A 22,221-nucleotide genomic window follows, 5' to 3' on the forward strand; every position below is an offset into this window, starting at 1 on the left:
GACCGGCCCGCGGCACACCCGCGCTGCCCCTGTTCCCGTCTGTGAGCCACAGAGCCATGTCATTCACCGCACCCATCAACCTGCCCTCGCTGGACGCGCCGGACGCGCCGCACGCGCCGGAGAGCATCACGGCCGCCGCCCGACCCTTCCCCTGGGTGGGCCTACTCGCCCTGGCCGCCGCCGTCTTCCTCTCCGTCACCTCCGAAATGCTCCCGACGGGCCTTCTGCCCGACATGAGCCGGGCACTCGGGGTCACCGAGGGACAGGTCGGCCTGCTCGTTTCCTGGTTCGCGTTCACCGTGGTGCTCACGAGCACCTCCCTCGCCCACCTCACCCGGCGCCTACCGCGGCACGGCCTGATTGTGCTCGTGCTCGTGGTGCTGGCGATCAGCAATGTGCTCACTGCCATCGCCCCCAACTACGCCTTCATGGTGGGCGGGCGCATCATCGGCGGAATGGCCCACGGCCTGTTCTGGGCCGTCGTCGGCGCCTACGCCGCGCACCTCGTGCCGCGGGAACAGATCGGCCGCGCCGTGGCCATCACCGTCTCGGGCGGCACGCTCGCCTTCGTGTTCGGGGTGCCCATTGCCACCGCCGCCGGGCACCTGCTCGGCTGGCGGCTGTCGTTCCTGGCCCTCGCCGCCCTCATGCTGATCGGCGCGGTCGTCGTCTGGCGGTTCCTGCCGCCGGTGTCGCACTATGGTGCTCGCGTGACGGATGCCGCGGCAAGCGATCCGACCGCGGCCGGCACCGCGGGGGCCGCCGCCGCTCATGCCGCCACTGCTATCGCGGAACCGCGTCGCGATCCGACCATGCGCGCCGTGATCCTGCTTTCCGTGATCACCGGCCTGACCATGGTCGGGCACTACACGTTCTACACCTACATCGCCCCGTTCCTGATCGACGAGATGGGCGTGGACTCCGGCGCGGTCGCCCCGCTCCTGTTCGCCTATGGGATTGCCGGCGCGGTCGGCCTGGTGCTCTCCGGCACGGTCTTCGGCCCCCGGCCGCAGCTCGGGCTCGTCATCGGCATCGCCGTGTCGGCGCTGAGCGTGACCGTGCTGGCACTCTTCGCGGCGACGCTGCCGGTTGCCATCACCGCCTTCGTGCTCTGGGGTCTGGCCTTCGGCATGCTGCCGCCGCTGCTGCAGACGCGGCTGCTGCGTACGGCCTCGCTCCGCATCCGCGACACCGCCAGCGCCATCTACACGACCGCGTTCAACGCCGGGATCGGCGGTGGCGCCCTCCTCGGCGCCGCGCTGCTCGGCTCGGCCGGGATGCAGGCCGTGCCGCTGGTCTACGTCGGAATCCTGGCGCTGGCCTTCGTGCTGGTGATCGTCAGCGACGTCGTCGTGCGCCGCCGGGCGGCCTGACCGACGGCGTGCCGATCTGACACGGCTGAGACGACACGATTGAGGGGCGCGGAAGCATCCGCACCCCTCAATCGCGTCGGTTCACCGGCCGCCGATGTACGGGACCGCTGCGAGGATCTCGATCTGGATGCTGACGTTGGTCGGCGTCGTGTACGCGACGGTGTCGCCGACGTGGGTTCCGATGATGGCCTGGCCGATCGGTGAGGACGGGGAGTACACGTCCACCTTCACCTCCGGGTCGAGGGAGACGAGTTCACGCTCGCCAAGGAGGAACACGGTCGCCCGGGTGTCGCCGGAGAGCATCGCGGTGATCCTCATCCCGGGCTCGACCAGGCCGTCGTCCGGTTTGACCGAGGCCTCGGCCTGGCGGAGGGTCGTGCGCAGCTCCCGGATTCGCTCGGTTGTGGCCGCGTTCGGGTTGGGGTCGCTGCCCAGCACAGCGAGCTCCTCGATCAGGAGGGCGAGCGAGCGGGGTGGCAGCCACACCGATTCGGTGGTCATAGGGTTCTCCGTAAATCGCGAGACAATCTGCCGCGCAGTGATCAATCGGCCATGCTAGCCGCCCCGCCTCTCGACACGGGGAAACGGAGATCGGTGGCGTGGCGGCTACTGCTGGTGGTCGGCGTCTTTCTGATCGGCGCCCAGCAGCTGGTCCGACAGCGGGCGGCTGGGGAGGATCGGCACCTGGCCGGTGAAACCCTCACGGGCGGCGGCGATCTCGAGAATACGGCCGCGGCAGGCGTACCAGCCCACGATCAGGAGCGGGATGATGATCACGAGTGAGCTGATGGTGAGCGTGCCGACCGGCCAGTCGAAGGCCATCAGCACGAGCACGGCGACCAGGAAGGCCAGGCTGGCGTACCCCGTATACGGAGCCCCGAACATCCGGAACGCCGGTCGCTGCAGGATGCCGAGCTTCGACCAGGCGTGCAGGCGCAGCTGGCAGAGCACGATCATGCCCCAGGCGCTGATGATGCCGATGGCGGCCATGTTGAGCACGATCTCAAAGGCCTTGTCGGGCACGACGGCGTTCAGGCCGACGCCGAGCAGGGTGACCACGCCGGTGAGCAGGATGCCGCCGAACGGCACGCCGGTCCGGCTCACCTTGCCGGCAAAGCGCGGCGCCGACCCTGCCAGCGCCATCGACCGCAGGATGCGCCCGGTCGAGTACAGGCCCGCGTTGAGCGAGGACAGGGCGGCCGTGAGCACGACCAGGTTCATGATCACGTCGACGCCGCCGACACCGATGGTGCCGAAAAAAGTGACGAACGGGCTTTCGCCGGCCTTGTACGCGGTGTACGGCAGCAGCAGCGACAGGAGCAGGATCGAGCCCACGTAGAACACGGCGATGCGGATGATGACGGTGTTGATCGCCTTCGGCATCACCTTCTCCGGGTTCTCGGTCTCCCCGGCGGTCGTGCCGACCAGTTCGATCGAGGCGTAGGCGAAGACGACGCCCTGCACCACGAGAACGGATGCGATCAGCCCGTTCGGCAGCCAGCCCCCGTTGTCCCCGATCAGGCTGAAGCCCGCCTCCTGGCCGGGGATCGGAGTGCCGAAGATGACCATCCAGGTGCCGACCAGCAGGAAGGCCACGATGGCAAGCACCTTGATCAGGGCGAACCAGAATTCGAGTTCGCCGAACACGCTCACCGACAGGAGGTTCAGGGAGAGGACGACGGCAAGGGCAGCGAAGGCGTACAGCCACTGCGGCACGTCGCCGAAGGGGGCCCAGTACTTGGCGAAGAAGTTCATGTACAGCGCCACGGCCGTGACGTCGACGATCGCGGTCATCACCCAGTTCAGCCAGTACAGCCAACCGGTGACGAACGCCGTCTTCTCGCCGAAGAACTCGCGGGCGTAGGAGACGAACGAGCCCGACGAGGGGCGGTGCAGCACGAGTTCGCCGAGCGCGCGCAGGATCAGGAACGCAAAGAAACCGCAGATCGCGTACACGAAGACGAGGGAGGGCCCGGCGGTGGCCAGGCGTCCGCCTGCCCCGAGGAACAGGCCGGTGCCGATGGCCCCGCCGATGGCGATCATTTGCACCTGTCGGGCCTTGAGGCCCTTGTGCAGACCCTCGTCCTCGTGCACGATGAGGGCATCCGAGATGTGCTCGAACGGCGTCTCCACGCCCCGACCGTGGTACTCGGGGTGGTCTGGTTTATGGGGGAGTTGAGTCCCCCGGCTTGCACGCGTCATGGGGCTCTTTACGATTAACGGGTTTTGGCCAACCCTAGCGGCCCCCGGACGGGGCTGGCGTCCACGGCCTCCGGTAGACTGTCTTCGACATTCGGACTTCACGAGAGCCGGGAGGCCGCATGGCGACGATCCTCCTGACTTTCGCTGCCCTGTCCGCGCTCACCCCGATCCTCACGCGGTGGCTCTCGACGCGCGTTTTCTACGTCATCGCTTTGCTCCCCGCGACCGCCTTCGGCTACACCCTCTCTCAGACCCGGGCCGTGTCGACCGGCGCAGCGATCACCGAGAGCGTCCCGTGGATTCCCGCGTTGGGTATCTCGCTCTCGTTCCGCGTCGACACCCTCGCCTGGCTGCTCGCCCTCGTCGTGACCGGGGTCGGCGCCCTCGTGCTCGTCTACTGCGCCCGCTACTTCAACGCCGGCGAACCGGCGCTCGGACGTTTCGCGGCGGTCCTGCTGGCATTCGCCGGCGCGATGTATGGACTGGTGACATCCGATGACATCGTCGTCATGTTCATCTTCTGGGAGATCACGAGCGTGCTCTCCTACATTCTGATCGGGCACTACACGTTCAAGCGGGCGAGCCGCGGGGCCGCCCTGCAGGCGTTGCTGGTGACCACGTTCGGCGGGCTGGTGATGCTGGTCGGGGTCGTCATCCTCGCGGTGGAGGCCGGAACCACGTCGCTCGCCGCCATCGTCGCCGACCCCGTCACCGGCCCGGCTGCCACCTGGGCGGTGCTGCTCATCCTGGTCGGCGCGCTGTCGAAGTCCGCGCTCGTGCCCTTCCACTTCTGGCTCCCGGCCGCGATGGCGGCGCCGACCCCGGTCAGCGCCTACCTGCACGCGGCGGCGATGGTCAAGGCCGGCCTCTACCTGGTCGCCCGTCTCGCACCGGGCTACGCCGACACGCCGGGCTGGATGCCGGTGCTCGTCACCCTCGGCGTCGGCACCATGCTGGTCGGTGCGTGGCGTTCGCTGCGCCAGTACGACCTCAAGCTGGTGCTCGCCTACGGCACGGTCAGCCAGCTCGGGTTCCTGATGGTCGTCGTCGGCTTCGGCACCCGGGACGCGGCGCTCGCCGGGGTCGCGCTGCTCCTCGCGCATGCCCTCTACAAGTCGGCGCTGTTCCTGACCGTGGGCATCATCGACCACCGCGCCGGCGCCCGCGACTGGCGGCAGCTCTCCGGCGTGGGGCGCAACGCGCCCGTGCTGGCCGCGATCGCCCTGGTGTCGGTCGCCTCCATGGCGGGCATCCCGCCGCTGCTCGGCTTCGTCGCGAAGGAAGCCGTGTTCACGGCGTTCCTGGAAGCCGCACTGGCCGGCGACGGATGGGGCTGGGTCGCCCTGATCGGCACCGTGCTCGGCTCGGTGCTGACGGTCGCCTACAGCGCCCGCTTCTTCTGGGGTGCCTTCGGAACCCGGGTGACCCTCGCGGACACCGCGCTGCACCCCGACCGCTGGGACTTCCAGCTGGCGCCGGGGCTGCTGGCCGTGGCCACCCTCCTGCTCGGCCCACTCGTCTTCCTGCTCGACCCCGTGCTGGCCTCCTATGCCGACACCGTGCCCGGCGACGGCGACTACCACCTCGCGCTCTGGCACGGCTTCGAACCGGCGCTCGCCCTGAGCGCCGCGGTGGTCGTTCTCGGCCTCGCACTGTTCTGGAAGCGGCGAGGCGTGGCCCGCTTGCAGGGCACCGTGCCGGCCTACGTCGACGCCGGCCAGGGCTACGGCTACACCGTGCGCGGCATCGACCGGGCCGCGGCGCGCATCACCCATTTCGCCCAGATCGGCGGACTGCCGCAGTACCTGTCCACCATCCTCGTCGTCTTCGTGCTGGCGCTCGGGTTCGCGGCCTTCGTGAACCGCAGCTGGCCGGACCAGGTCGTGCTCTGGGACTACCCCGGCCAGGTGGCGATCGCCCTCACCATGGGCATCGCCGCGGTGATGGCCGCGCGCGTCGCCGAGCGGATCACCGCCGTGCTGCTGGCCGGAGTCACCGGCTACGGCCTGGTCGCTCTGTTCGCGTTCCACGGCGCCCCCGATCTGGCCCTGACCCAGGCGCTCGTGGAAACCATCACCATCGTCGTCTTCGTGCTGGTGCTGCGTCGGCTGCCCCAGAAGATCGACCAGCGCAACCGGCCCGTTCACCCGCGGCGGCGCGCGGTGATCGGCGTGCTGGTGGGCGCCGTGATGGGCACCATCGGTGTGATCGCGCTCGGCGCCCGGCAGGCCCCGAGCATCGCCGCGGAGCTGCCGCGACTCGCGGTCGAGGAGGGGCACGGACACAACATCGTGAACGTGATGCTCGTGGACATCCGTGCCTGGGACACGATGGGCGAGATCTCCGTGCTGATCGTGGTGGCCACCGGCGTCGCGAGCCTGCTGTTCGTCTCGGGCCGCAACACGGTCGTGCCGCGGCTGCGCGAATCGCGGAAGCTCCGGTCTCTGCCGCACCGGCGCACGGTGGTCGCCGACCCGGCCGCGCCCTCCGAGGGGCATGCCGTCACCCGCCAGTCCTGGCTCCTGGCCGGTCGCACGGTCGCCGAGAAGGACCGCTCGATCATGCTCGAGGTGTTGGTTCGCCTGCTCTTTCACCCGGCCATGATCGTCTCGGTATACCTGCTGATCGCCGGGCACAACGCGCCCGGCGGCGGTTTCGCCGGCGGACTGATCGCCGGCCTGGCCCTCGTCTCCCGCTACCTCGCGGGAGGCCGCTACGAACTGGGCGAGGCGGTGCCCGTCCACCCCGGCAAGATTCTCGGGCTCGGCATCGTGCTGGCGGTCGGGATGGCCGTGGTCTCCCTCTTCTTCAGCGGCATCCCGTTGGAATCCGCCTACTTCGAAACCACGGTGCCCGTGCTCGGTCCCCTGTCCTTCGGCACCTCGACGATCTTCGACGTCGGCGTATACCTGGTCGTGGTCGGTCTGGTGCTGGACATCCTGCGCAGCCTCGGCAGCGAGGTCGACCGCCAGCAGGAAGCCGGCGAGACCGAGCCCCGCTCGCAGTCGCAGCAGGGTGCGGAGGCCTCGGCATGAGCGCCTCCCTCACCCTCGTGATCGTGATGGCGGTCATGTACGCCGCCGGGGTCTACGTGATGCTGGAGCGCAGCCTCACCCGGGTGCTGATCGGATTCCTGCTGGTGGGCAACGCGACGAACCTGTTGATCTTCATCATGAGCGGCCGCCCGGGCAACGCGCCCATCGTCACCGGAACGGCCGCCGACGCCGCGATGGCCGACCCGGTGCCGCAGGTGCTCATGCTCACCGCCATCGTGATCAACTTCGGTATCACGGCGCTGATCCTCGCGCTCATCTACCGGTCCTGGTGGCTGGCCCGGCTGGGCGACGAGGGTGACACGGTCACCGACGAGCATGCGACCGAGACTGTGGCAGGCACGGAGAAGTCCTTCCGCTCGGTCACCGAGGACGAGGCAGCCAGCCAGGAAGACCTCGACGCGAGCGAGCGCGAGAGCGAGCTCGATGCCCCTGCCGACGCGCCGGGCAAGGGGATGAAGCTATGAATCTCCTCGTTCCTCTGGTTGTCACGATCCCGCTGCTCGGAAGCGCTCTGACCCTCGCCTTCGGCCGCCGTCGCCCTCAGCAGATCGTGGTCAGCGTGATCGCCCTGACGCTGGTGGCGATTATCGGTGCCGTCCTGCTGGTGCAGGTCGATCAGACCGGCCCCGCCGTCGTGCACGTGGGCGGCTGGGATGCCCCGTGGGGCATCGTGCTCGTCGTCGACCGTCTGTCCGCGATCATGCTCCTGGTCTCGGCGCTGATGCTGCTCGGTGTGCTCCTGTTCGCCGTCGGGCAGGGCATCGTGGACGGCGACCGGGAAACACCGGTGTCGATCTTCCACCCCACCTACCTTGTGCTGGCGGCCGGGCTGTTCAACGCGTTCATCGCGGGGGACCTGTTCAACCTCTACGTCGGCTTCGAGATGCTGCTCTCGGCCAGCTACGTGCTGTTGACGCTCGGTGGCACGGGTGCGCGCATCCGCGTCGGCGTCACCTACATCGTGGTGAGCCTGGTCTCCTCCATCCTGTTCCTCAGTGCGATCGCCCTGATCTATGGCGCCACGGGCACCGTGACCATGGCGCTGATCGCCGACCGGGTGGCGGACCTCCCGCCCGACGTGCAGCTGATCCTCAACTTGCTGCTCCTGCTCGCCTTCTGCGTGAAGGCCGCGGTCTTCCCGCTGTCGTTCTGGTTGCCCGACTCGTATCCCACCGCTCCGGCCCCGGTCACGGCGGTGTTCGCGGGTCTGCTCACGAAGGTCGGCATCTACGCGATCATCCGCACGCAGACCCTGCTCTTCCCCGACAGCGTGCTGTCGGTGCCGTTGATGGTGGTGGCGTTCCTGACCATGATCGTGGGCATCCTCGGGGCGCTCGCGCAGGCGGACATCAAGAGACTGCTGTCGTTCACTCTGGTGAGCCACATCGGCTACATGATCTTCGGCATCGCGATGGGCACGCCCCTGGCGATCGCGGCCACCATCTTCTACGTCGTGCACCACATCACGGTGCAGACGACCCTCTTCCTCTGCGCGGGGCTGATCGAGCGGGTGGGCGGCACCACCTCGCTGGCACGGCTGGGCGGGCTGCTGAAAGCGGCGCCGTTCGTGGCCTTCCTGTTCTTCGTGGGGGCGCTCAACCTCGGCGGCATCCCGCCGTTCTCCGGTTTCCTCGGCAAGATCGCCCTCTTCCAGGCCGGCGCGGACATCGCCGAACCGGTGACGTACATCCTGATGGGCGCCGGAGCCGCCACCTCGCTGCTCACGCTCTACGCCCTGGCCCGGGTCTGGAACATCGCCTTCTGGCGCGGGGCAGGCGAGGTCGAGGACTACGAGTCGCCGATGCTCGATGCGCTCCTCGAGGATCCCGACGACGAGGGCGCGGTCACGACCCGCACCATCTCGCCGCTGATGACCGCCGCGACGACCGCGCTGCTGCTGCTGACCGTCTCGCTCACCGTGTTCGCCGGGCCGGTTTTCGCACTCACCACCCGCGCCGCCGCCAACATCGAGACCCCCGCCACCTACATCGACGTCGTCTTCCCGAACGGCACGCCATGAGCACCCCGAAGCAGCGCCTCGCCACGTTCGCGAATCAGGTGCCTTTCTTCCTGGGGCTCGTGCTGCTGTGGATGCTGCTCTGGGGCTCCTTTTCCTGGCTCAACCTGCTCACCGGAATGTTGCTGGCCGCCATCGTCTCCGTGGGCTTCTACCTGCCCGCGGTGGAACTCGGTCTGCGCCTGAACCTCTGGTACACGCTCATCTTCCTGGGCCGACTCGGCTTCGACATCGTGCGTGGTTCGCTGCAGGTGGCCGTCCTCGCGCTCTCCCCGCGCTACACGCCCAGCAACGCCATCGTCGCCGTGCACCTGCGCACCCGCAGCGATTTCATCCTGACGCTGACCGGGGTGTCGACGTCCATCGTCCCGGGCGCGATCGTGGTCGATGTGGACCGGGTGCGGTCGACCCTGTACCTGCACGTGCTCAACGTGCATCGGCCGGACCAGGTGGAACGGTTCCGGAACGGCGTCCTGGACGAGGAACGCCGGATCGTGATGGCCCTCGGGTCCCGGGAAGACATGGAACGTCTCCGCCGGGTCCGTGGCGAGGACCGGAGCGAGCAAGACCAACGCGCACGCGACCAGCATGCGCACGAGAAACGAAAGCGGGGAGGAACCGCCTGATGCACATCGTCGCCGTTATTGCCGGGGTGCTGTTCGGGGCCGGCGCCCTGTGCGCCCTCCTTCGAATCGTGCGCGGCCCGACCGTGCTGGACCGGGTCATCGCCTCGGATGTCCTGGTCGCGACCGTGATCTGCGCGATGGGCGCTGAGATGGCGTTCAACCGGCACACCGACACGCTGCCGGTGCTGCTCGTTCTCGCCCTCTTCGCGGTGCTCGGGTCGCTCAGCGTCGCACGCTTCCTTCCCGTGGAGGACAGCGAATGAGCGACGACCTGCAAGACGTGATCTCGGCGGTTCTGGTGCTCGCCGGGGCCGTGATGTGCCTCGCGGCCGGGATCGGCGTCATCCGTTTCCCCGACGTGTTGTCGCGGCTGCACGCCGCCACCAAGCCGCAGATCTTCGGGCTGATGGCGATCACGGCCGATGTGGCCCTGAACAACTTCACCGTGGGCACCGTCACCCTCGTCATCGCGATCGTCGTGTTCCAGGCGTTGACCGCCCCGGTGGCCGCGCACATGGTGGGCCGGGCCGCCTATGACACGCACCATGTGCGCGTCGACGTGCTCATAATCGATGAGCTGGGCACCCGGCCCGACTGATAAGATCGACCCTGTCGCGACTGGCGTAGCACGAAAGATGGGTCACCATCGGGGAGCGACTGACACGGTTAGTGACCGCACGCCTGGGCCACGACGATTGATCATCACGTCGTAATCACAAAGTCTGAGGAGACCCCCGTGCCCGATTCCGTGCCATCCACCGTTCTGCGGTCCACGTTCAACGATCCTCTTGAGGTCGTCGACCCCGAGATCGCCGCCGTCCTCGAGCAGGAGCTCGGACGCCAGCGCGACTACCTCGAAATGATCGCCAGCGAGAACTTCGTGCCGCGTGCAGTGCTGCAGTCGCAGGGCTCGGTGCTCACCAACAAGTACGCCGAGGGCTACCCGGGACGCCGTTACTACGGCGGCTGCGAGTACGTGGACGTCGCCGAGCAGCTCGCCATCGACCGGGCCAAGTCCCTCTTCGGCGCCGCCTACGCCAATGTGCAGCCCCACTCCGGCGCCACCGCGAACGCCGCCGTGCTGTCGGCCATCGCGACGCCCGGCGACACCATCCTCGGGCTGGAACTGGCCCACGGCGGCCACCTCACCCACGGCATGAAGCTCAACTTCTCCGGCAAGCTCTACAACCCCGTCGCCTACGGCGTCGACCCGACAACGTTCCTCGTCGACATGGACGTCGTGCGTGAGAAGGCGCTCGAGTCCCGCCCCCGGGTCATCATTGCCGGCTGGTCCGCCTACCCCCGCCACCTCGACTTCGAGGCGTTCCGCAGCATCGCCGACGAGGTCGGCGCCGTGCTCTGGGTCGACATGGCCCATTTCGCCGGACTCGTCGCCGCGGGCCTGCACCCGTCCCCGGTTCCCTACGCGGATGTCGTGTCCACCACGGTGCACAAGACCCTCGCCGGTCCCCGGTCCGGTCTGATCCTCTCGCGCGACATGGCGCTGGCGAAGAAGCTCAACTCCAACGTGTTCCCCGGCCAGCAGGGCGGCCCGCTGATGCACGTGATCGCCGCCAAGGCGACCGCGTTCAAGCTCGCGGCCGAGCCCGAGTTCAAGGAACGTCAGGAGCGCACCCTGCGCGGTGCCAGCATCCTCGCCGACCGTCTGATGGCGGATGACTCGCGCGCCGGCGGCGTCGACGTGCTCACCGGCGGCACCGACGTGCACCTCGTGCTCGCGGACCTCCGCAACTCGCCGATCAACGGCCAGCAGGCCGAGGACGCCCTGCACGCGGTCGGCATCACGGTCAACCGCAACTCGGTGCCGTTCGACCCGCGCCCGCCGATGGTCACCAGCGGCCTGCGCATCGGAACCCCTGCCCTGGCCACCCGTGGCTTCGGCGACGAGGAGTTCACGGTCGTCGCCGACGTCATCGCCGAGGCGCTCAAGCCCGACGCCGACATCGAGGGCCTCCGCGCCCGCGTCAAGGTGCTCACCGAGGCCTTCCCGCTGTACCCCGGCCTGCAGCAGTAACGCCCGCCGCGCACCCGGCCGCCCGCGGCCCGGATGCCAACACCCCGCAGGCTCCGCACCCTGGCGTACGGCGTGTGATTCGCACGTGACTCCGGCGCCTGAACGCCTGAGCGCCTGCAAACGTCAGAACCTCCGACTGAATGGATCCACAATGACGGCAATAACCCTCGACGGTGTCACGACCGCATCCGTGGTCAAGACCGAGCTCATCGACCGGATCGCGGAGCTGCGCGCGCACGGGATCGTGCCCGGGCTCGGCACGCTCCTGGTCGGCGATGACCCGGGCTCGCGCTCGTATGTCGCGGGCAAGCACCGCGACTGCGCCGAGGTCGGCATCGAATCGATCCGGGTCGACCTGCCCGCGTCGGCGACCAGCGCCGATGTGCGCGCCGCCATCGCCGACCTGAACTCCGCCCGCGAGGTGACCGGCTACATTATTCAGCTGCCGCTGCCGGTCGGCCACAACGACAACGCCATGCTCGAACTGATCGATCCGTCGAAGGATGCCGACGGCCTGCACCCGACGAACCTCGGCCGATTGGTGCTCGGCATCGAGGGCGAGCTGGACTCGCCGCTGCCCTGTACCCCGGCCGGCATCGTCGAGCTGCTGCGCCGCTACGACGTGCCGATCGTCGGCCAGCGCGTCGTCGTCGTCGGGCGCGGCCTCACCGTCGGGCGCCCGCTCGGACTGCTGTTCACCCGCAAGGGTCTGGATGCCACCGTCACCCTGACGCACTCCCGCACGGTCGACCTGCCCGGCGAGGTTCGGCGCGCCGACATCGTCGTGGCCGCCGTCGGCGTGCCGCACCTGATTCAGGCGGACTGGGTGAAGCCCGGCGCCGCCGTGCTCGACGTGGGCATCACCCGGGTGACCGACCCGATCACCGGCAAGGGCACCCTGACCGGTGACGTGCACCCGGATGTCGCGAACGTCGCCGGCTTCCTGTCCCCGAATCCGCGCGGCGTCGGCCCGATGACCCGGGCCATGCTGCTGTGCAACGTGGTGAAGGCAGCCGAGCTGTCGCTCAGCGGGTAGCCGGGCGCCACGGCCTGCGCCGCGAACGTGAGGCGGGCCGACTCAGCGCTGCGGCAGCGCCGTCACCGAGGCGTGCAGGGCGCAGTGACGCAGGTACTCCTCTGCGTTGTGGCCGAGGCCGGCCACCTCCTCATCCGTCAGGGGCCGCCGCACCTTGGCGGGAACGCCGGCGACCAGCGACCTCGGCGGGATGACGGTGCCCTCGAGCACGACAGCCCCGGCGGCGACGAGCGACCCGGAACCGACGACGGCGCCGTTCAGCACCGTCGCCATCATGCCGATCAGCGAGCCGTCCTCGACCGTGCAGCCGTGCAGCACTGCCCCGTGCCCGACGGACACATTCCGGCCGACGATCAGCGGGAATCCGTGGTCCACGTGGCAGGAGACGTTGTCCTGCAGGTTGGAGCCGGGGCCGATCCGGATGGGTTCCGCCTCGGCGCGCAGCACGGCGTTGTACCAGACGCTGGCGTGTTCGGCCAGGGTGACGTTGCCGACGACCACGGCGCCCGGGGCGACGTAGGCGGTCTCGGCCACGACCGGTCCGGGTCGGTCGGGCAGGGTGATGATGCGGGCGGCGCTGTCGGCAGTCATACGCGTCAGCCTATCGGGCTGCTTCGCGTGCAGGCTCTAGGATTTCGGCATGGTCAATTTCGCGCATCCGTCCGTCGACCGGGTTCGGGAGGCTCTCCGCGCCCACGGCCTGGACCCGGAAATTCGCTGGTTCGACGATGCGGCGACAACCGCGGCCGCCGCCGCGGAGGCGCTCGGCATTTCGCGCGGCGCCATCGCGAATTCGCTCGTTTTCACCCTCGATGGTGAGCCGTTGCTCGTGCTCACCTCGGGGGCTCACCGGGTCGATGCGGTGTGGCTGGGGGACCGGCTGGGCGGCACGATCGGACGTGCCTCGAAGGATGTCGTCAGGCGGGCCACCGGTCAGGTGATCGGCGGGGTCGCGCCGCTGGGACATCCGTCGCCACTGCGCACCCTGGTCGACGACGCCCTCGCCGAATTCCCGGTCGTCTGGGCGGCTGCGGGCCACGCGCACACCGTGTTCCCGACCACGTTCGACGAACTCGTGCGAATCACCGGCGGCGAGCCCACCGCCGTCGCGCCTTAGATCTCGGCGGCCTCATCTCCGCCACGTGCGCACCGCCGACCGGGAGGATGGCTCCCTCGCCGATGGGCGAAGTCACAGTTCGGCGGCGTACGGCGACGGATGCCCGGCACGTCCCGGGCGCGACCGGTACCGAACATAGACTCGGCAGAGTTGCACCTCTGATCACTTCGATGACGAAAAATTCACAAAGGATGCTCAATGCGCGCTCGACATGCTCTTCCGGCCCTGGCCGCAGTGGCCGCCCTCCTGCTTACCGCTTGCGTGGACAACTCCACTCCGACGACTGGCGTCACGGAGGGATCCGCGGCCGAGGTGGTGACCACCGACGAGGAGGCCGCCGCGCTCCTCCCGGAAACGACCGCGACCCCGGGCAAGCTCGTCTTCGGCACCAGCCCGAATTACGCGCCGAACGAGTTCAAAAACGATGCCGGTGAACCGATCGGCTGGGCGATCGACCTGAGTGATGCGATCGCCGCCAAGCTCGGGCTCGAGGCCCAGTACACGGTGGCCAAATTCGAGAACATCATCCCGAATGTCGCCGGCGGCAAGATCGACGTCGGCATGTCGTCCTTCACCGACACGGCGGAGCGCGAAAAGCAGGTCGATTTCGTGAACTACTACCTCGCCGGCATCCAGTGGGCCTCGCCCGCGGGCACGACCGTCGACCCCGACGATGCGTGCGGCCTCAAGGTCGCCGTGCAGTCCACCACCTACCAGGACACCGTCGAGATCCCGGCGAAGAGTGACGCCTGCGTCGCCGCGGGTAAACCGCCGATCCAGAAGGTCCCCCTCGACACGCAGGATGCCGCGGCGAATGCCGTCGCGCTGGGCCAGGCCGACGCCTTCAGCGCCGACTCCCCGGTCACCCTCTACGGGATCGCTCAGTTGACGGGCAAGCTGCAGACCGCGGGAGAGACGTTTGAGGCGGCACCATACGGTATGGCCGTGCAGAAGGACTCCGGGATGGCCGAGGCCGTGCAGGCCGCGCTGCAGTCGCTGGTCGACGACGGCACCTACGAGGAGATTCTGGACGACTGGGGGGTCGTCGACGGCGGTCTCGACACGATCACCCTCAACGCCGGCGCGAGGGGCTAGGCACCTCGCCGCCTCTGCGCGCCGCCTCGACCCCGGGCAGCGATTTCGGCCGTCGCCTGCGTGGCTAACTCAGGAGATCCCCGCCGAACCTCCTCCGCACCCGCACAGGTCTGCGGATGCGTACGGGCGGCGGCACGACTTCTCCTGAATTAGCCACGTTGGGCGAGTCCCCGCTGCGTTACTGCTCCCGTACCGCCCCGTCGGCCGCGCGCACCACGAACAGGTCCGGGACCGCGAAGCCCCGGGCTGCGAACGCGGCCGTGACCGCCGCCGTGACCGCGGGGATCAGGGCGCGCGGGGTAAGGGCGATGGCGGCGCCGCCGAAGCCGCCGCCGGTCATCCGGGCGCCGATCGCCCCGGTGCCGCGCGCGATCTCCACGGCGAGGTCGAGTTCGGGCACGGAAATCTCGAAGTCGTCTCGCATTGACAGGTGCGAGGCGTCCAGGAGGGCGCCGATCGCGGTCGGTCCCTGCTCGCGCAGGGTGCGCACGGTGTCCTGCACGCGCTGGTTCTCGGTGACCACGTGCCGCACCCGTCGGAACGTCTCGTCGTCGAGCACGTCGGCGGCCCGGCCGAGGTCGTCCACGGTGAGGTCGCGCAGGGAGGGGACCCCCAGCATTTGTGCACCCAGTTCGCAGGATGCCCGGCGCGAGGCATACCCGCCGGTCGAGTGGGCGTGGCTCACCCGCGTGTCGATGATCAGCAGGTCGAGGCCGGCCCCGTCGAAGCCGAGCGGGATCACCTCGGCCTCGAGGGTGCGGCAGTCCAGGAAGACGGCGGAGTCGGCCTCGCCCAGTAGGGACGCGGACTGGTCCATGATGCCGGTGGGAGCCCCGACGGCCCGGTTCTCGGCCAGCTGGCCCACCCGGGCGAGCACGCGCCGGTCGAGTCCGAGCTGCCAGAGGTCGTTCAGGGCCACGGCAACCGCACTCTCGATCGCGGCGGACGACGACAGTCCGGCCCCGATCGGCACGTCAGAGTCGATGAACACGTCAAAACCGGTCAAGGTGGCCAGGTCGGCGCCGAACTGGCCGAGGGCCCAGGCCACGCCGAGCGGATACGCCGACCAGCCGGCCAGGTTCTCCGGAGTCAGGTCGTCGAGGGAGAGCTCCACGGTTTCCGCGGCGAACGAGCTCGCCACCCGCAGCTGGCGGTCGCCGCGCAGGCCGAGCCCGACGAGCGTGCGCCGGTTGATCGCGAAGGGAAACACGAACCCGTCGTTGTAGTCGGTGTGCTCGCCGATCAGGTTGACGCGGCCGGGGGCCGACCAGAGTCCGGCCGGGGCCGCGTCGAAGCGGCTCGTGAAGCCATCCGTCACGGTCTGGATGAGATCGGTCATGCGTGGGCCTGCCCTTCGAGTGCGGTGCTGATAGCGGAAACGGCCGTCGCGGCGCCGGCCGCCGCTTTGGTCGCGTCCGTCTCGGCGGAGCGTTCGACCGCGCGGCGAATGTTGTCGGCTGCCTGCTCGGGCGTGACGTCCCCGATCCAGGCGCCCATGGCGGCCTCCGACCCGGCCAGGAACTTCAGCTTGTCGGCGGCCCGGCGAGGACTCGTCACCTGCAGCATCAGCCGGATCTCGTCGCGGCGCACCGAGACCGGGGCCTGGTGCCAGGCCGCGATGTACGGCGTCGGGGTGTCGTAGAGGGCATCGATGCCGCGCAACAGCCGCCGGTAGAGAACGGCGAGCTCATCGCGCTCAGCCAGACTGGTCGCCGCGAAGTCGGGCACGTGCCGGTGCGGCAGCATGTGCACCTCGATGGGCCAGCGGGCTGCGAACGGCACGAAGGCGGTCCAGTGCTCGCCGGTCAGAATGACCCGGCCCCCGGCCTGCTCGCTGGCGAGGATGTCCGCGAACAGGTTTGATCCGTACTGGTCGAGGGAGGCGATCACGCGCTGGGTGCGCGGCGTGACGTAGGGGTAGGAGTAGATCTGGCCGTGCGGGTGGCGCAGCGTGACACCGATCTCCTCACCGCGGTTTTCAAACGGGAAGACCTGTTCCACGCCGGGTAGCTGTGACAGGGCGTACGTGCGTTCGGCCCAGGCCTCGATCACCGTGCGGGCGCGCACGACCGACAGGCTCGCGAACGACCCCTCGTTCTCGGGGCTGAAGCAGACGACCTCGCAGCGGCCGACCGAGGTGCGGACGCGGTTCAGTCCGATGGTGTTCAGGTCGTCGAGTCCGGCGGGGGCGTCGGCGTCGGTGAGGAGGGGCCCGAACGACGGCGACTTGTTCTCGAACACGGCCACGTCGTAGTTGCTGGGCACTTCGGACGGGTTCCCCGGCGTCGACGGGGCGAGCGGGTCCAGGTGCGCGGGCGGCAGGAACACGCGGTTCTGGCGGGCGGCGGCGATCGAGACCCATTCGCCGCTGAGCGGGTCCTGGCGCATCCGGGCGGTGGCCGGGCGCGGGTCGAGTTCGCGCAGGTCGGCTGCCCGATCCGGCGGCAGGGTGGTCTGCGGGTCATCGAAGTAGATGAGGTCGCGACCATCGGCGAGGGTGTGGCGGTGACGGATGATGCCGGTGTCGGCTACGAATTCTGGTGTGTTCATGGCGAAAGCAACAATATCTGATTTGCACATGTGAAACCAGATCTTTCAGGTTGATAACAAAAGTAAACTAAGCGAAGATTAGGCATGGCTTCTCGCGAATCGACCGAATCGACCCAATCGGCCGCCACGACCGACCTCATCGGCGTGAGCGACGGGCCCGGCGACCGCGACACGCTCCCGGCCCACCAGCGGCGGGAGCAGATCCAGCGCCTCGTCGGGGAGCGCGGTTTCGTACGAGTGCGCGAGTTGCGCGAGGCGTTCGGAGTGTCCGGCGTCACGGCGCGGGCCGACCTCGACGTGCTTGAGTCCGCCGGGACCGTGCAGCGCGTGCACGGCGGGGCGGTTCCGGCCGCGCCACCCAGCGGCCGCCCGCTGCGGGAGTTCTCCTTCGAGGAGGCCCTCGCGTCATCCGTGCTGCCCAAGCAGCAGATCGGCGTGCTCGCCGCGGCCCTCGTCACGAGCGGGCAGAGCATCCTCCTCGACGTCGGTACGACCACCCTCTCCCTCGCCCACGCGCTGCTGGCCCGCACCGATCTGACCGATGTCGTCATCATCACGAACGGGCTCAGCATCGCCCTCGCCCTCGAACCGGCCATCCCGCGGTTCACCGTGATCGTCACGGGTGGTTCGCTTCGCCCGCTGCAGCACTCCCTGGTCGAGCCGCTCGCACGGACGGTGCTCAGTCAGGTTCACGCCGATTTGGCTTTCATCGGCTGCAACGGCGTCGATGCAGGCTATGGGGTCACGAACATCAACCTCCCCGAGGCTGGGGTCAAAACGCTCATGCTGGCCGCCGCGACCCGGGCGGTCGTCGTGGCCGACGCCTCCAAGCTCGGCCAGGTGCACCTCGGGCAGGTCGGCCCGCTGCGAGCGTTCGACACCCTGGTGACGGATGCCGCGGCCGACGAGGTCAGGCTGGCACCCCTCCGCGAGGCCGGCCTGACCGTTCTGCAGCCGGAGTAGGCTGATACTATGCGCGCTGCAACGGGTTTCCAGTATGAATTGAGGGCAGCCACGCCGAGTGGGCCTGCGCTGGCGATCGTCACCGAGGTGGCCGCCGGCCTCCGGCTGTATTCCGTGGACGGCATAGACCTCGTCGAGCCGTTCGCGGCAGAGGCCACCCCGCCGTGGGGCGCCGGCATCGTGCTGATGCCGTGGCCCAACCGCATCCGGGACGGCCTCTGGCAGCACCAGGGCGTCGCGCAGCGGCTGCCGCTCACCGAGCCGGAACAGCACAACGCCATCCACGGCCTGCTTCGGTATTCGTCCTACCGTATGCTCGACCGCAGCCCGAGGGCGGTCACTCTGGCCGCCACGGTCTTCCCGCAGGCCGGATACCCGTTCCTGCTCGACACGACCGTGCGGTATGCGCTCACCGACGACGGTCTTGCGGTCACCCACACGGTGCGGAACGTGGGCCCTGACGCGGCCCCGGTCGCGATCGGCGCGCATCCGTACCCGAAGATCGGCGGCGTTCCCACCGAGGACCTCGTGCTCACGATCGCGGCGCGTACCCATGTCGACGTCGACGACCGGCAGAACCCCGTCGGGGAATCTTCCGTCGTCAGCACCCGGTTCGACCTGCGCGCGGGGTGCCGGGTGGGCGACGTCGACCTCGACGACGGCTTCGGCGGGGTGGGCCCTGAGGCTCCCGAGGTGCGGTCCGACGTGACCGGCGAGGAATCCGGGACCCCCAGCGTGGCCTCGTTGACCGCGCCCGACGGCCGCAGCGTCACGATCTGGGGCGACCGGAACATCCGCAACGTTCAGGTCTTCACGCCGCGCAACTTCCCCTTCCCGGGGCCGGGCGGCCCGTTTCTGGGACTGGCGGTGGCGATCGAGCCGATGACCGCCCCTGCGAATGCCTTCAATTCGGGCGCGGGGCTGCGCTGGGTCGAACCGGGGGAGTCCTGGTCTGTGCGCTGGGGCATCCGTCACCAGGGTTTCCGCCTCTGACCCGGCATCACCCCGTCTCACGGCTTGCCGGCTACGAGAGGACGTCCTTGACCAGAGCCTCGTTCTCGGTGTGAGACCAGAGCGAGTGCAGGTAGCCGACGAGCAGGAGCACGAAGGGCAGGGACACCAGTACCCAGCCGATCGGGCTCAGGCCCCACGAGGACATCGTCGGGTCCACGCCCTCGGCCACCGTGCCGGCGAGGAGTCCGAAGCGGCTCATCAGCAGGTACTCGCCGAGGACCAGACCGATGGTGGCCAGCACCGGGGCGATGATGGTCTGGACCACGTTCTCGCTGCCCGCATTGCGGCGGAAGAACGCGATCACCGCGATGCAGACGAGGATCTCGATCAGCACGATCGCCACCACGGCGAGGCCGCTGAACCAGTAGAACATGTTGAGCACCGGGTCGAGCCCGAAGACGGCGAAGGTCACGATGACGAGACCCGTGAGGACCGACGTGGCGAGGGAGGCGGTGCTCGGGGCGCCGCGACCGTTGACGTGGCTGAGCGGCGCGGGCAGCGCGCCGCCGCGGCCGAGGGCGAAGAGGTACCGGCTGGCCGCGTTCTGGAAGGCCAGCAGTCCGGCGAACAGGCTCGAGACCACCAGGACGCCCATCACGGTGGCCATCCACGGGGCCACGTACTGGGTCGCGAGGGAGAAGAGCACCGCGGCCGGGTCGGCCAGGGGAACCCCGTCGAGACTCGACAGCTCCACGGTCTTCTCGACGACCGAGGATGCACCCATTCCCGTGACCATGGCGAACGCCGTCAGCGCGAACAGCGCCGTGATCACTCCGACCGCCAGGTAGGTGGCGCGGGGGACCACCGTCTTCGGATCCTTGGATTCCTCGCCGTAGATCGCGGTGGCCTCGAAGCCGATGAAGGACGCGAACGCGAAGGCGAACGCGATGCCCGCCGAGCCGGCCAGCCCGCCGGCGAGGATCGCGGCCGGGTTGAACGAAGCCCAGAAGTTCAGGCCCTCCGGCCCGCCGTCGGCCAGGATGGCGACCGAGGTGACGACCAGTGCCAGGAGTTCGAGCAGCATCAGCACGCCGAGCACCTTGGCGCCGACGTCCACGCTCAGCAGCGAGAGCAGCGTGACGGTTGCCCAGGCCAGCAGCGCCCACGCCCACCAGGGGAGCAGGCCGACCTGGGCACCGAGCAGGCCGCCGAAGAACCCGTAGATCGCCAGCTGGATGGCGAGGTAGGCGAGGATCGAGACGAAGGCCGACGCGCTGCCGAGGTGGCGACCGAGGCCTCGGCCGATGTAGGCGGAGAAGGCACCGGCATTGGTGACGCGCTGGCTCATCGCGGCATAGCCGACGCTGAACAGCAGCAGGGTGATGCCCACCACGAGGTAGGCGCCCGGGGCGGCCGCGCCGTTACCGAGAACGATCGCGACCGGGACCGCGCCGGTCATGCCCACGAGCGGCGCGGCCGCCGCGACCACGAAGAAGACGATGCCGATCACACCGAGGCGTCCCGTGCGCAGGGTGGTCTGGGAGTCGGACTGAGGGGTACCGCGAGTGGTCGTCATGGGTTTACTCCTCATTGAGTTGACGATTGCGTGAGTTGACGAGTGCGCGAGTTGACGAGTGCGCGAAAATGAACGGATGCCGCGAAAAACCCGTGCGGCTAGCTGCCGTAGTGCATCCAGACGCCCTTGACCTGCGTGTACGCGTCGATCGAATACGGGCCCATCTCATTGCCCCAGCCGCTGGTCTTGAACCCGCCCCACGGCGCGGCCATGTCCGGCACCGGTGGCATGTTCACGAAGATCGCCCCGGCACGGATGCCGTTGGCCAGTCGGTGTGCCTTCTCGAGGTCCTTCGTCCAGACCGTGGCGGCGAGCCCATAGTCGGTGTCGTTGGCCCGGTTGATGAGCTCCTGCAGGTCGTCGTCATCGTCGTAGGACATGATCGAGAGCACCGGCCCGAAGACCTCGTCGGTCGCGATGGCCATGTCGTCGCGCACACCGGCGAACACCGTCGGCTGGAAGAAGAAGCCGACCTCGCCGGCCCGGGCGCCACCGGTCACGAGTTCCGCGCCCTCGGCACGGCCGACCGTGACCATCCGTTCGACGTGGTCGAGGTGTTTTCGAGAGACCAGAGGACCCAGCTGAGTGCTGGGGTCCATCCCGGCGCCAAGCTTCATGCCGGAGACCCCGGCCGCCATTTTCTCGACGAATTCGGCCTCGCGCTTCTTGTTGACATAGAACCGCGTGTAGGCCGCGCAGACCTGCCCGGAATTGAGCATGCCGCCCGCCAGGTTGCCGCCGACGGCCGCGTCGATGTCGGCGTCCGCAGTGATGATGGAGGGGGCCTTGCCCCCGAGTTCGAGGGTGATCTTCTTGAGGTTCGAGGCGGCGGAGCCCGCCACGATGGAGCGGCCGACGGCGGTGGAACCGGTGAACGAGACCTTGTCGACGTGCGGGTGGTCCACGAGGGCCTGGCCGGTGCTGCCGTCGCCCGTGACGAGGTTCACCACGCCGGCCGGGAAACCGGCCTCGGCGGCCAGCTCGACCAGGCGGATCGCCGTCAGCGGGGTCTGCTCCGCCGGTTTGATCACCACGGTGTTGCCGGTGGCGAGGGCTGGGGCGAGCTTCCAGGCCAGGATCATCAACGGAAAGTTCCAGGGGGTGATCAGTGCGCAGACCCCGATTGGTTCGCGCCGGGTGTAGTGGTGCGTGTCCGGGAACGAGATCGGGGAGGTGCGCCCCTCGATCTTGGTGACCCAGCCGGCGTAGTAGCGGAAGTGCTCGGCCGCCCCGGCCACGGAGATGTTGCGGGAGATGCCGAGTGGCTGGCCCTGGTCGCGGGTCTCCAGCTCGGCGAGCTCGTCGGCGTGGGCCTCGATCAGGTCGGCGAGCCGGAACAGGAGGCGGGCCCGGGTCACCGGCAGCAGGTCCCGCCATTCGGCGCCGTTGAAGGCGGCGCGGGCGGCATCGACGGCGGCGTCGACATCCACCGTGCTGGCGAAGCCGACTTCCTCGAGGATCTCCTCGGTCGCCGGGTTCAGGGTGGCGATCGATCCGCCCGTCGCGCTGGTCCACTCGCCGTTGATGAATAGCTTCGTTGTCATGGGGGCTCCTCGTTGAGCGGCTCCGCCTGTGGGAGCCAGTGTCACGACTCTCGCCGACGAGCGGGCCGCGGACTTGT

At 69.0% G+C, this 22,221-nt stretch carries 20 protein-coding genes and 1 riboswitch; of the genes, 13 read left to right on the forward strand and 7 right to left on the reverse strand.

What is annotated here, in order from left to right:
- The first annotated feature begins 56 nt into the window (after positions 1-56).
- Entirely contained in the window at positions 57-1,373 is a 1,317-nt protein-coding gene (locus tag E3O22_RS11855; protein ID WP_134395076.1) for an MFS transporter, read from the forward strand.
- Between the two features lie 81 nt (positions 1,374-1,454).
- Here E3O22_RS11855 and E3O22_RS11860 read toward each other — a convergent pair whose 3' ends face one another.
- Together E3O22_RS11860 and E3O22_RS11865 are read right to left on the reverse strand one after the other, a co-directional pair.
- Complete coding sequence (locus E3O22_RS11860; protein ID WP_134395075.1) at positions 1,455-1,874, reverse strand: GreA/GreB family elongation factor; 420 nt, start codon at positions 1,872-1,874, stop codon at positions 1,455-1,457.
- A gap of 105 nt (positions 1,875-1,979) precedes the next feature.
- On the reverse strand, positions 1,980-3,575 hold the full coding sequence (locus E3O22_RS11865) for an amino acid permease (protein WP_134395074.1): 1,596 nt from the start codon (positions 3,573-3,575) through the stop codon (positions 1,980-1,982).
- Between the two features lie 119 nt (positions 3,576-3,694).
- Here E3O22_RS11865 and E3O22_RS11870 point away from each other — a divergent pair, with 119 nt between their 5' ends.
- The 8 genes from E3O22_RS11870 to E3O22_RS11905 all read left to right on the forward strand — a co-directional run bounded on the left by E3O22_RS11870 (position 3,695) and on the right by E3O22_RS11905 (position 12,345).
- Entirely contained in the window at positions 3,695-6,610 is a 2,916-nt protein-coding gene (locus tag E3O22_RS11870; RefSeq protein WP_134395073.1) for a Na+/H+ antiporter subunit A, read from the forward strand.
- A complete protein-coding gene (locus tag E3O22_RS11875) occupies positions 6,607-7,095 on the forward strand; it encodes a sodium:proton antiporter (RefSeq protein ID WP_134395072.1) in 489 nt (162 codons plus the stop codon). The genes E3O22_RS11870 and E3O22_RS11875 overlap by 4 nt, the downstream gene beginning before the upstream one ends.
- Positions 7,092-8,651 carry a Na+/H+ antiporter subunit D gene (locus E3O22_RS11880; RefSeq protein ID WP_134395071.1) on the forward strand — a complete coding sequence of 520 codons (1,560 nt, stop codon included), beginning with the start codon at positions 7,092-7,094 and terminating at the stop codon, positions 8,649-8,651. Before E3O22_RS11875 ends, E3O22_RS11880 begins: the two co-directional genes overlap by 4 nt.
- Positions 8,648-9,274, forward strand: coding sequence for a Na+/H+ antiporter subunit E (locus E3O22_RS11885; protein ID WP_134395070.1), 627 nt, complete (start codon positions 8,648-8,650; stop codon positions 9,272-9,274). Before E3O22_RS11880 ends, E3O22_RS11885 begins: the two co-directional genes overlap by 4 nt.
- Positions 9,274-9,537, forward strand: a complete 264-nt coding sequence (locus E3O22_RS11890; RefSeq protein WP_134395069.1) for a monovalent cation/H+ antiporter complex subunit F — start codon at positions 9,274-9,276, stop codon at positions 9,535-9,537. The genes E3O22_RS11885 and E3O22_RS11890 overlap by 1 nt, the downstream gene beginning before the upstream one ends.
- On the forward strand, positions 9,534-9,872 hold the full coding sequence (gene mnhG / locus E3O22_RS11895) for a monovalent cation/H(+) antiporter subunit G (RefSeq protein ID WP_134395068.1): 339 nt from the start codon (positions 9,534-9,536) through the stop codon (positions 9,870-9,872). Before E3O22_RS11890 ends, mnhG begins: the two co-directional genes overlap by 4 nt.
- A gap of 6 nt (positions 9,873-9,878) precedes the next feature.
- Positions 9,879-9,968, forward strand: a riboswitch (ZMP/ZTP riboswitch).
- Between the two features lie 42 nt (positions 9,969-10,010).
- Positions 10,011-11,309, forward strand: a complete 1,299-nt coding sequence (gene glyA / locus E3O22_RS11900) for a serine hydroxymethyltransferase (RefSeq protein ID WP_134395067.1) — start codon at positions 10,011-10,013, stop codon at positions 11,307-11,309.
- A 151-nt stretch (positions 11,310-11,460) separates the two neighbouring features.
- A complete protein-coding gene (locus E3O22_RS11905; RefSeq protein WP_134395066.1) occupies positions 11,461-12,345 on the forward strand; it encodes a bifunctional methylenetetrahydrofolate dehydrogenase/methenyltetrahydrofolate cyclohydrolase in 885 nt (294 codons plus the stop codon).
- Between the two features lie 42 nt (positions 12,346-12,387).
- On the opposite strand, the gene E3O22_RS11910 is transcribed toward E3O22_RS11905, so the two are convergent.
- On the reverse strand, positions 12,388-12,936 hold the full coding sequence (locus tag E3O22_RS11910; RefSeq protein WP_134395065.1) for a gamma carbonic anhydrase family protein: 549 nt from the start codon (positions 12,934-12,936) through the stop codon (positions 12,388-12,390).
- Positions 12,937-12,985: 49 nt separating this feature from the next.
- Between E3O22_RS11910 and E3O22_RS11915 the strand changes: the two genes are divergently transcribed.
- Positions 12,986-13,462, forward strand: coding sequence for a YbaK/EbsC family protein (locus E3O22_RS11915; protein ID WP_134395064.1), 477 nt, complete (start codon positions 12,986-12,988; stop codon positions 13,460-13,462).
- A 198-nt stretch (positions 13,463-13,660) separates the two neighbouring features.
- On the forward strand, positions 13,661-14,557 hold the full coding sequence (locus E3O22_RS11920; RefSeq protein ID WP_134395063.1) for an ABC transporter substrate-binding protein: 897 nt from the start codon (positions 13,661-13,663) through the stop codon (positions 14,555-14,557).
- A gap of 178 nt (positions 14,558-14,735) precedes the next feature.
- Here E3O22_RS11920 and galK read toward each other — a convergent pair whose 3' ends face one another.
- A complete protein-coding gene (gene galK, locus E3O22_RS11925; RefSeq protein ID WP_134395062.1) occupies positions 14,736-15,896 on the reverse strand; it encodes a galactokinase in 1,161 nt (386 codons plus the stop codon).
- Positions 15,893-17,107 (reverse strand): galactose-1-phosphate uridylyltransferase, encoded by a 1,215-nt coding sequence (galT, locus tag E3O22_RS11930; protein WP_134395061.1) that lies wholly within the window; start codon positions 17,105-17,107, stop codon positions 15,893-15,895. The genes galK and galT overlap by 4 nt, the downstream gene beginning before the upstream one ends.
- Before the next feature lie 84 nt (positions 17,108-17,191).
- On the opposite strand from galT, the gene E3O22_RS11935 reads away from it, so the two are divergent.
- Entirely contained in the window at positions 17,192-18,070 is an 879-nt protein-coding gene (locus E3O22_RS11935; protein WP_134395060.1) for a DeoR/GlpR family DNA-binding transcription regulator, read from the forward strand.
- 9 nt (positions 18,071-18,079) lie between these two features.
- The gene (locus tag E3O22_RS11940) at positions 18,080-19,063 is read left to right on the forward strand and encodes an aldose 1-epimerase family protein (protein WP_134395059.1); all 984 of its coding nucleotides are present in this window, start codon (positions 18,080-18,082) and stop codon (positions 19,061-19,063) included.
- Positions 19,064-19,094: 31 nt separating this feature from the next.
- On the opposite strand, the gene E3O22_RS11945 is transcribed toward E3O22_RS11940, so the two are convergent.
- Positions 19,095-20,600: an APC family permease gene (locus E3O22_RS11945; RefSeq protein WP_134395058.1), complete on the reverse strand. Its 1,506-nt coding sequence runs from the start codon at positions 20,598-20,600 to the stop codon at positions 19,095-19,097.
- Between the two features lie 98 nt (positions 20,601-20,698).
- Positions 20,699-22,144, reverse strand: a complete 1,446-nt coding sequence (locus tag E3O22_RS11950) for an aldehyde dehydrogenase (protein WP_134395057.1) — start codon at positions 22,142-22,144, stop codon at positions 20,699-20,701.
- Positions 22,145-22,221: the final 77 nt, after the last annotated feature.

Source organism: Cryobacterium sp. TMT2-18-2, assembly GCF_004402245.1.
GTDB lineage: Bacteria > Actinomycetota > Actinomycetes > Actinomycetales > Microbacteriaceae > Cryobacterium > Cryobacterium sandaracinum.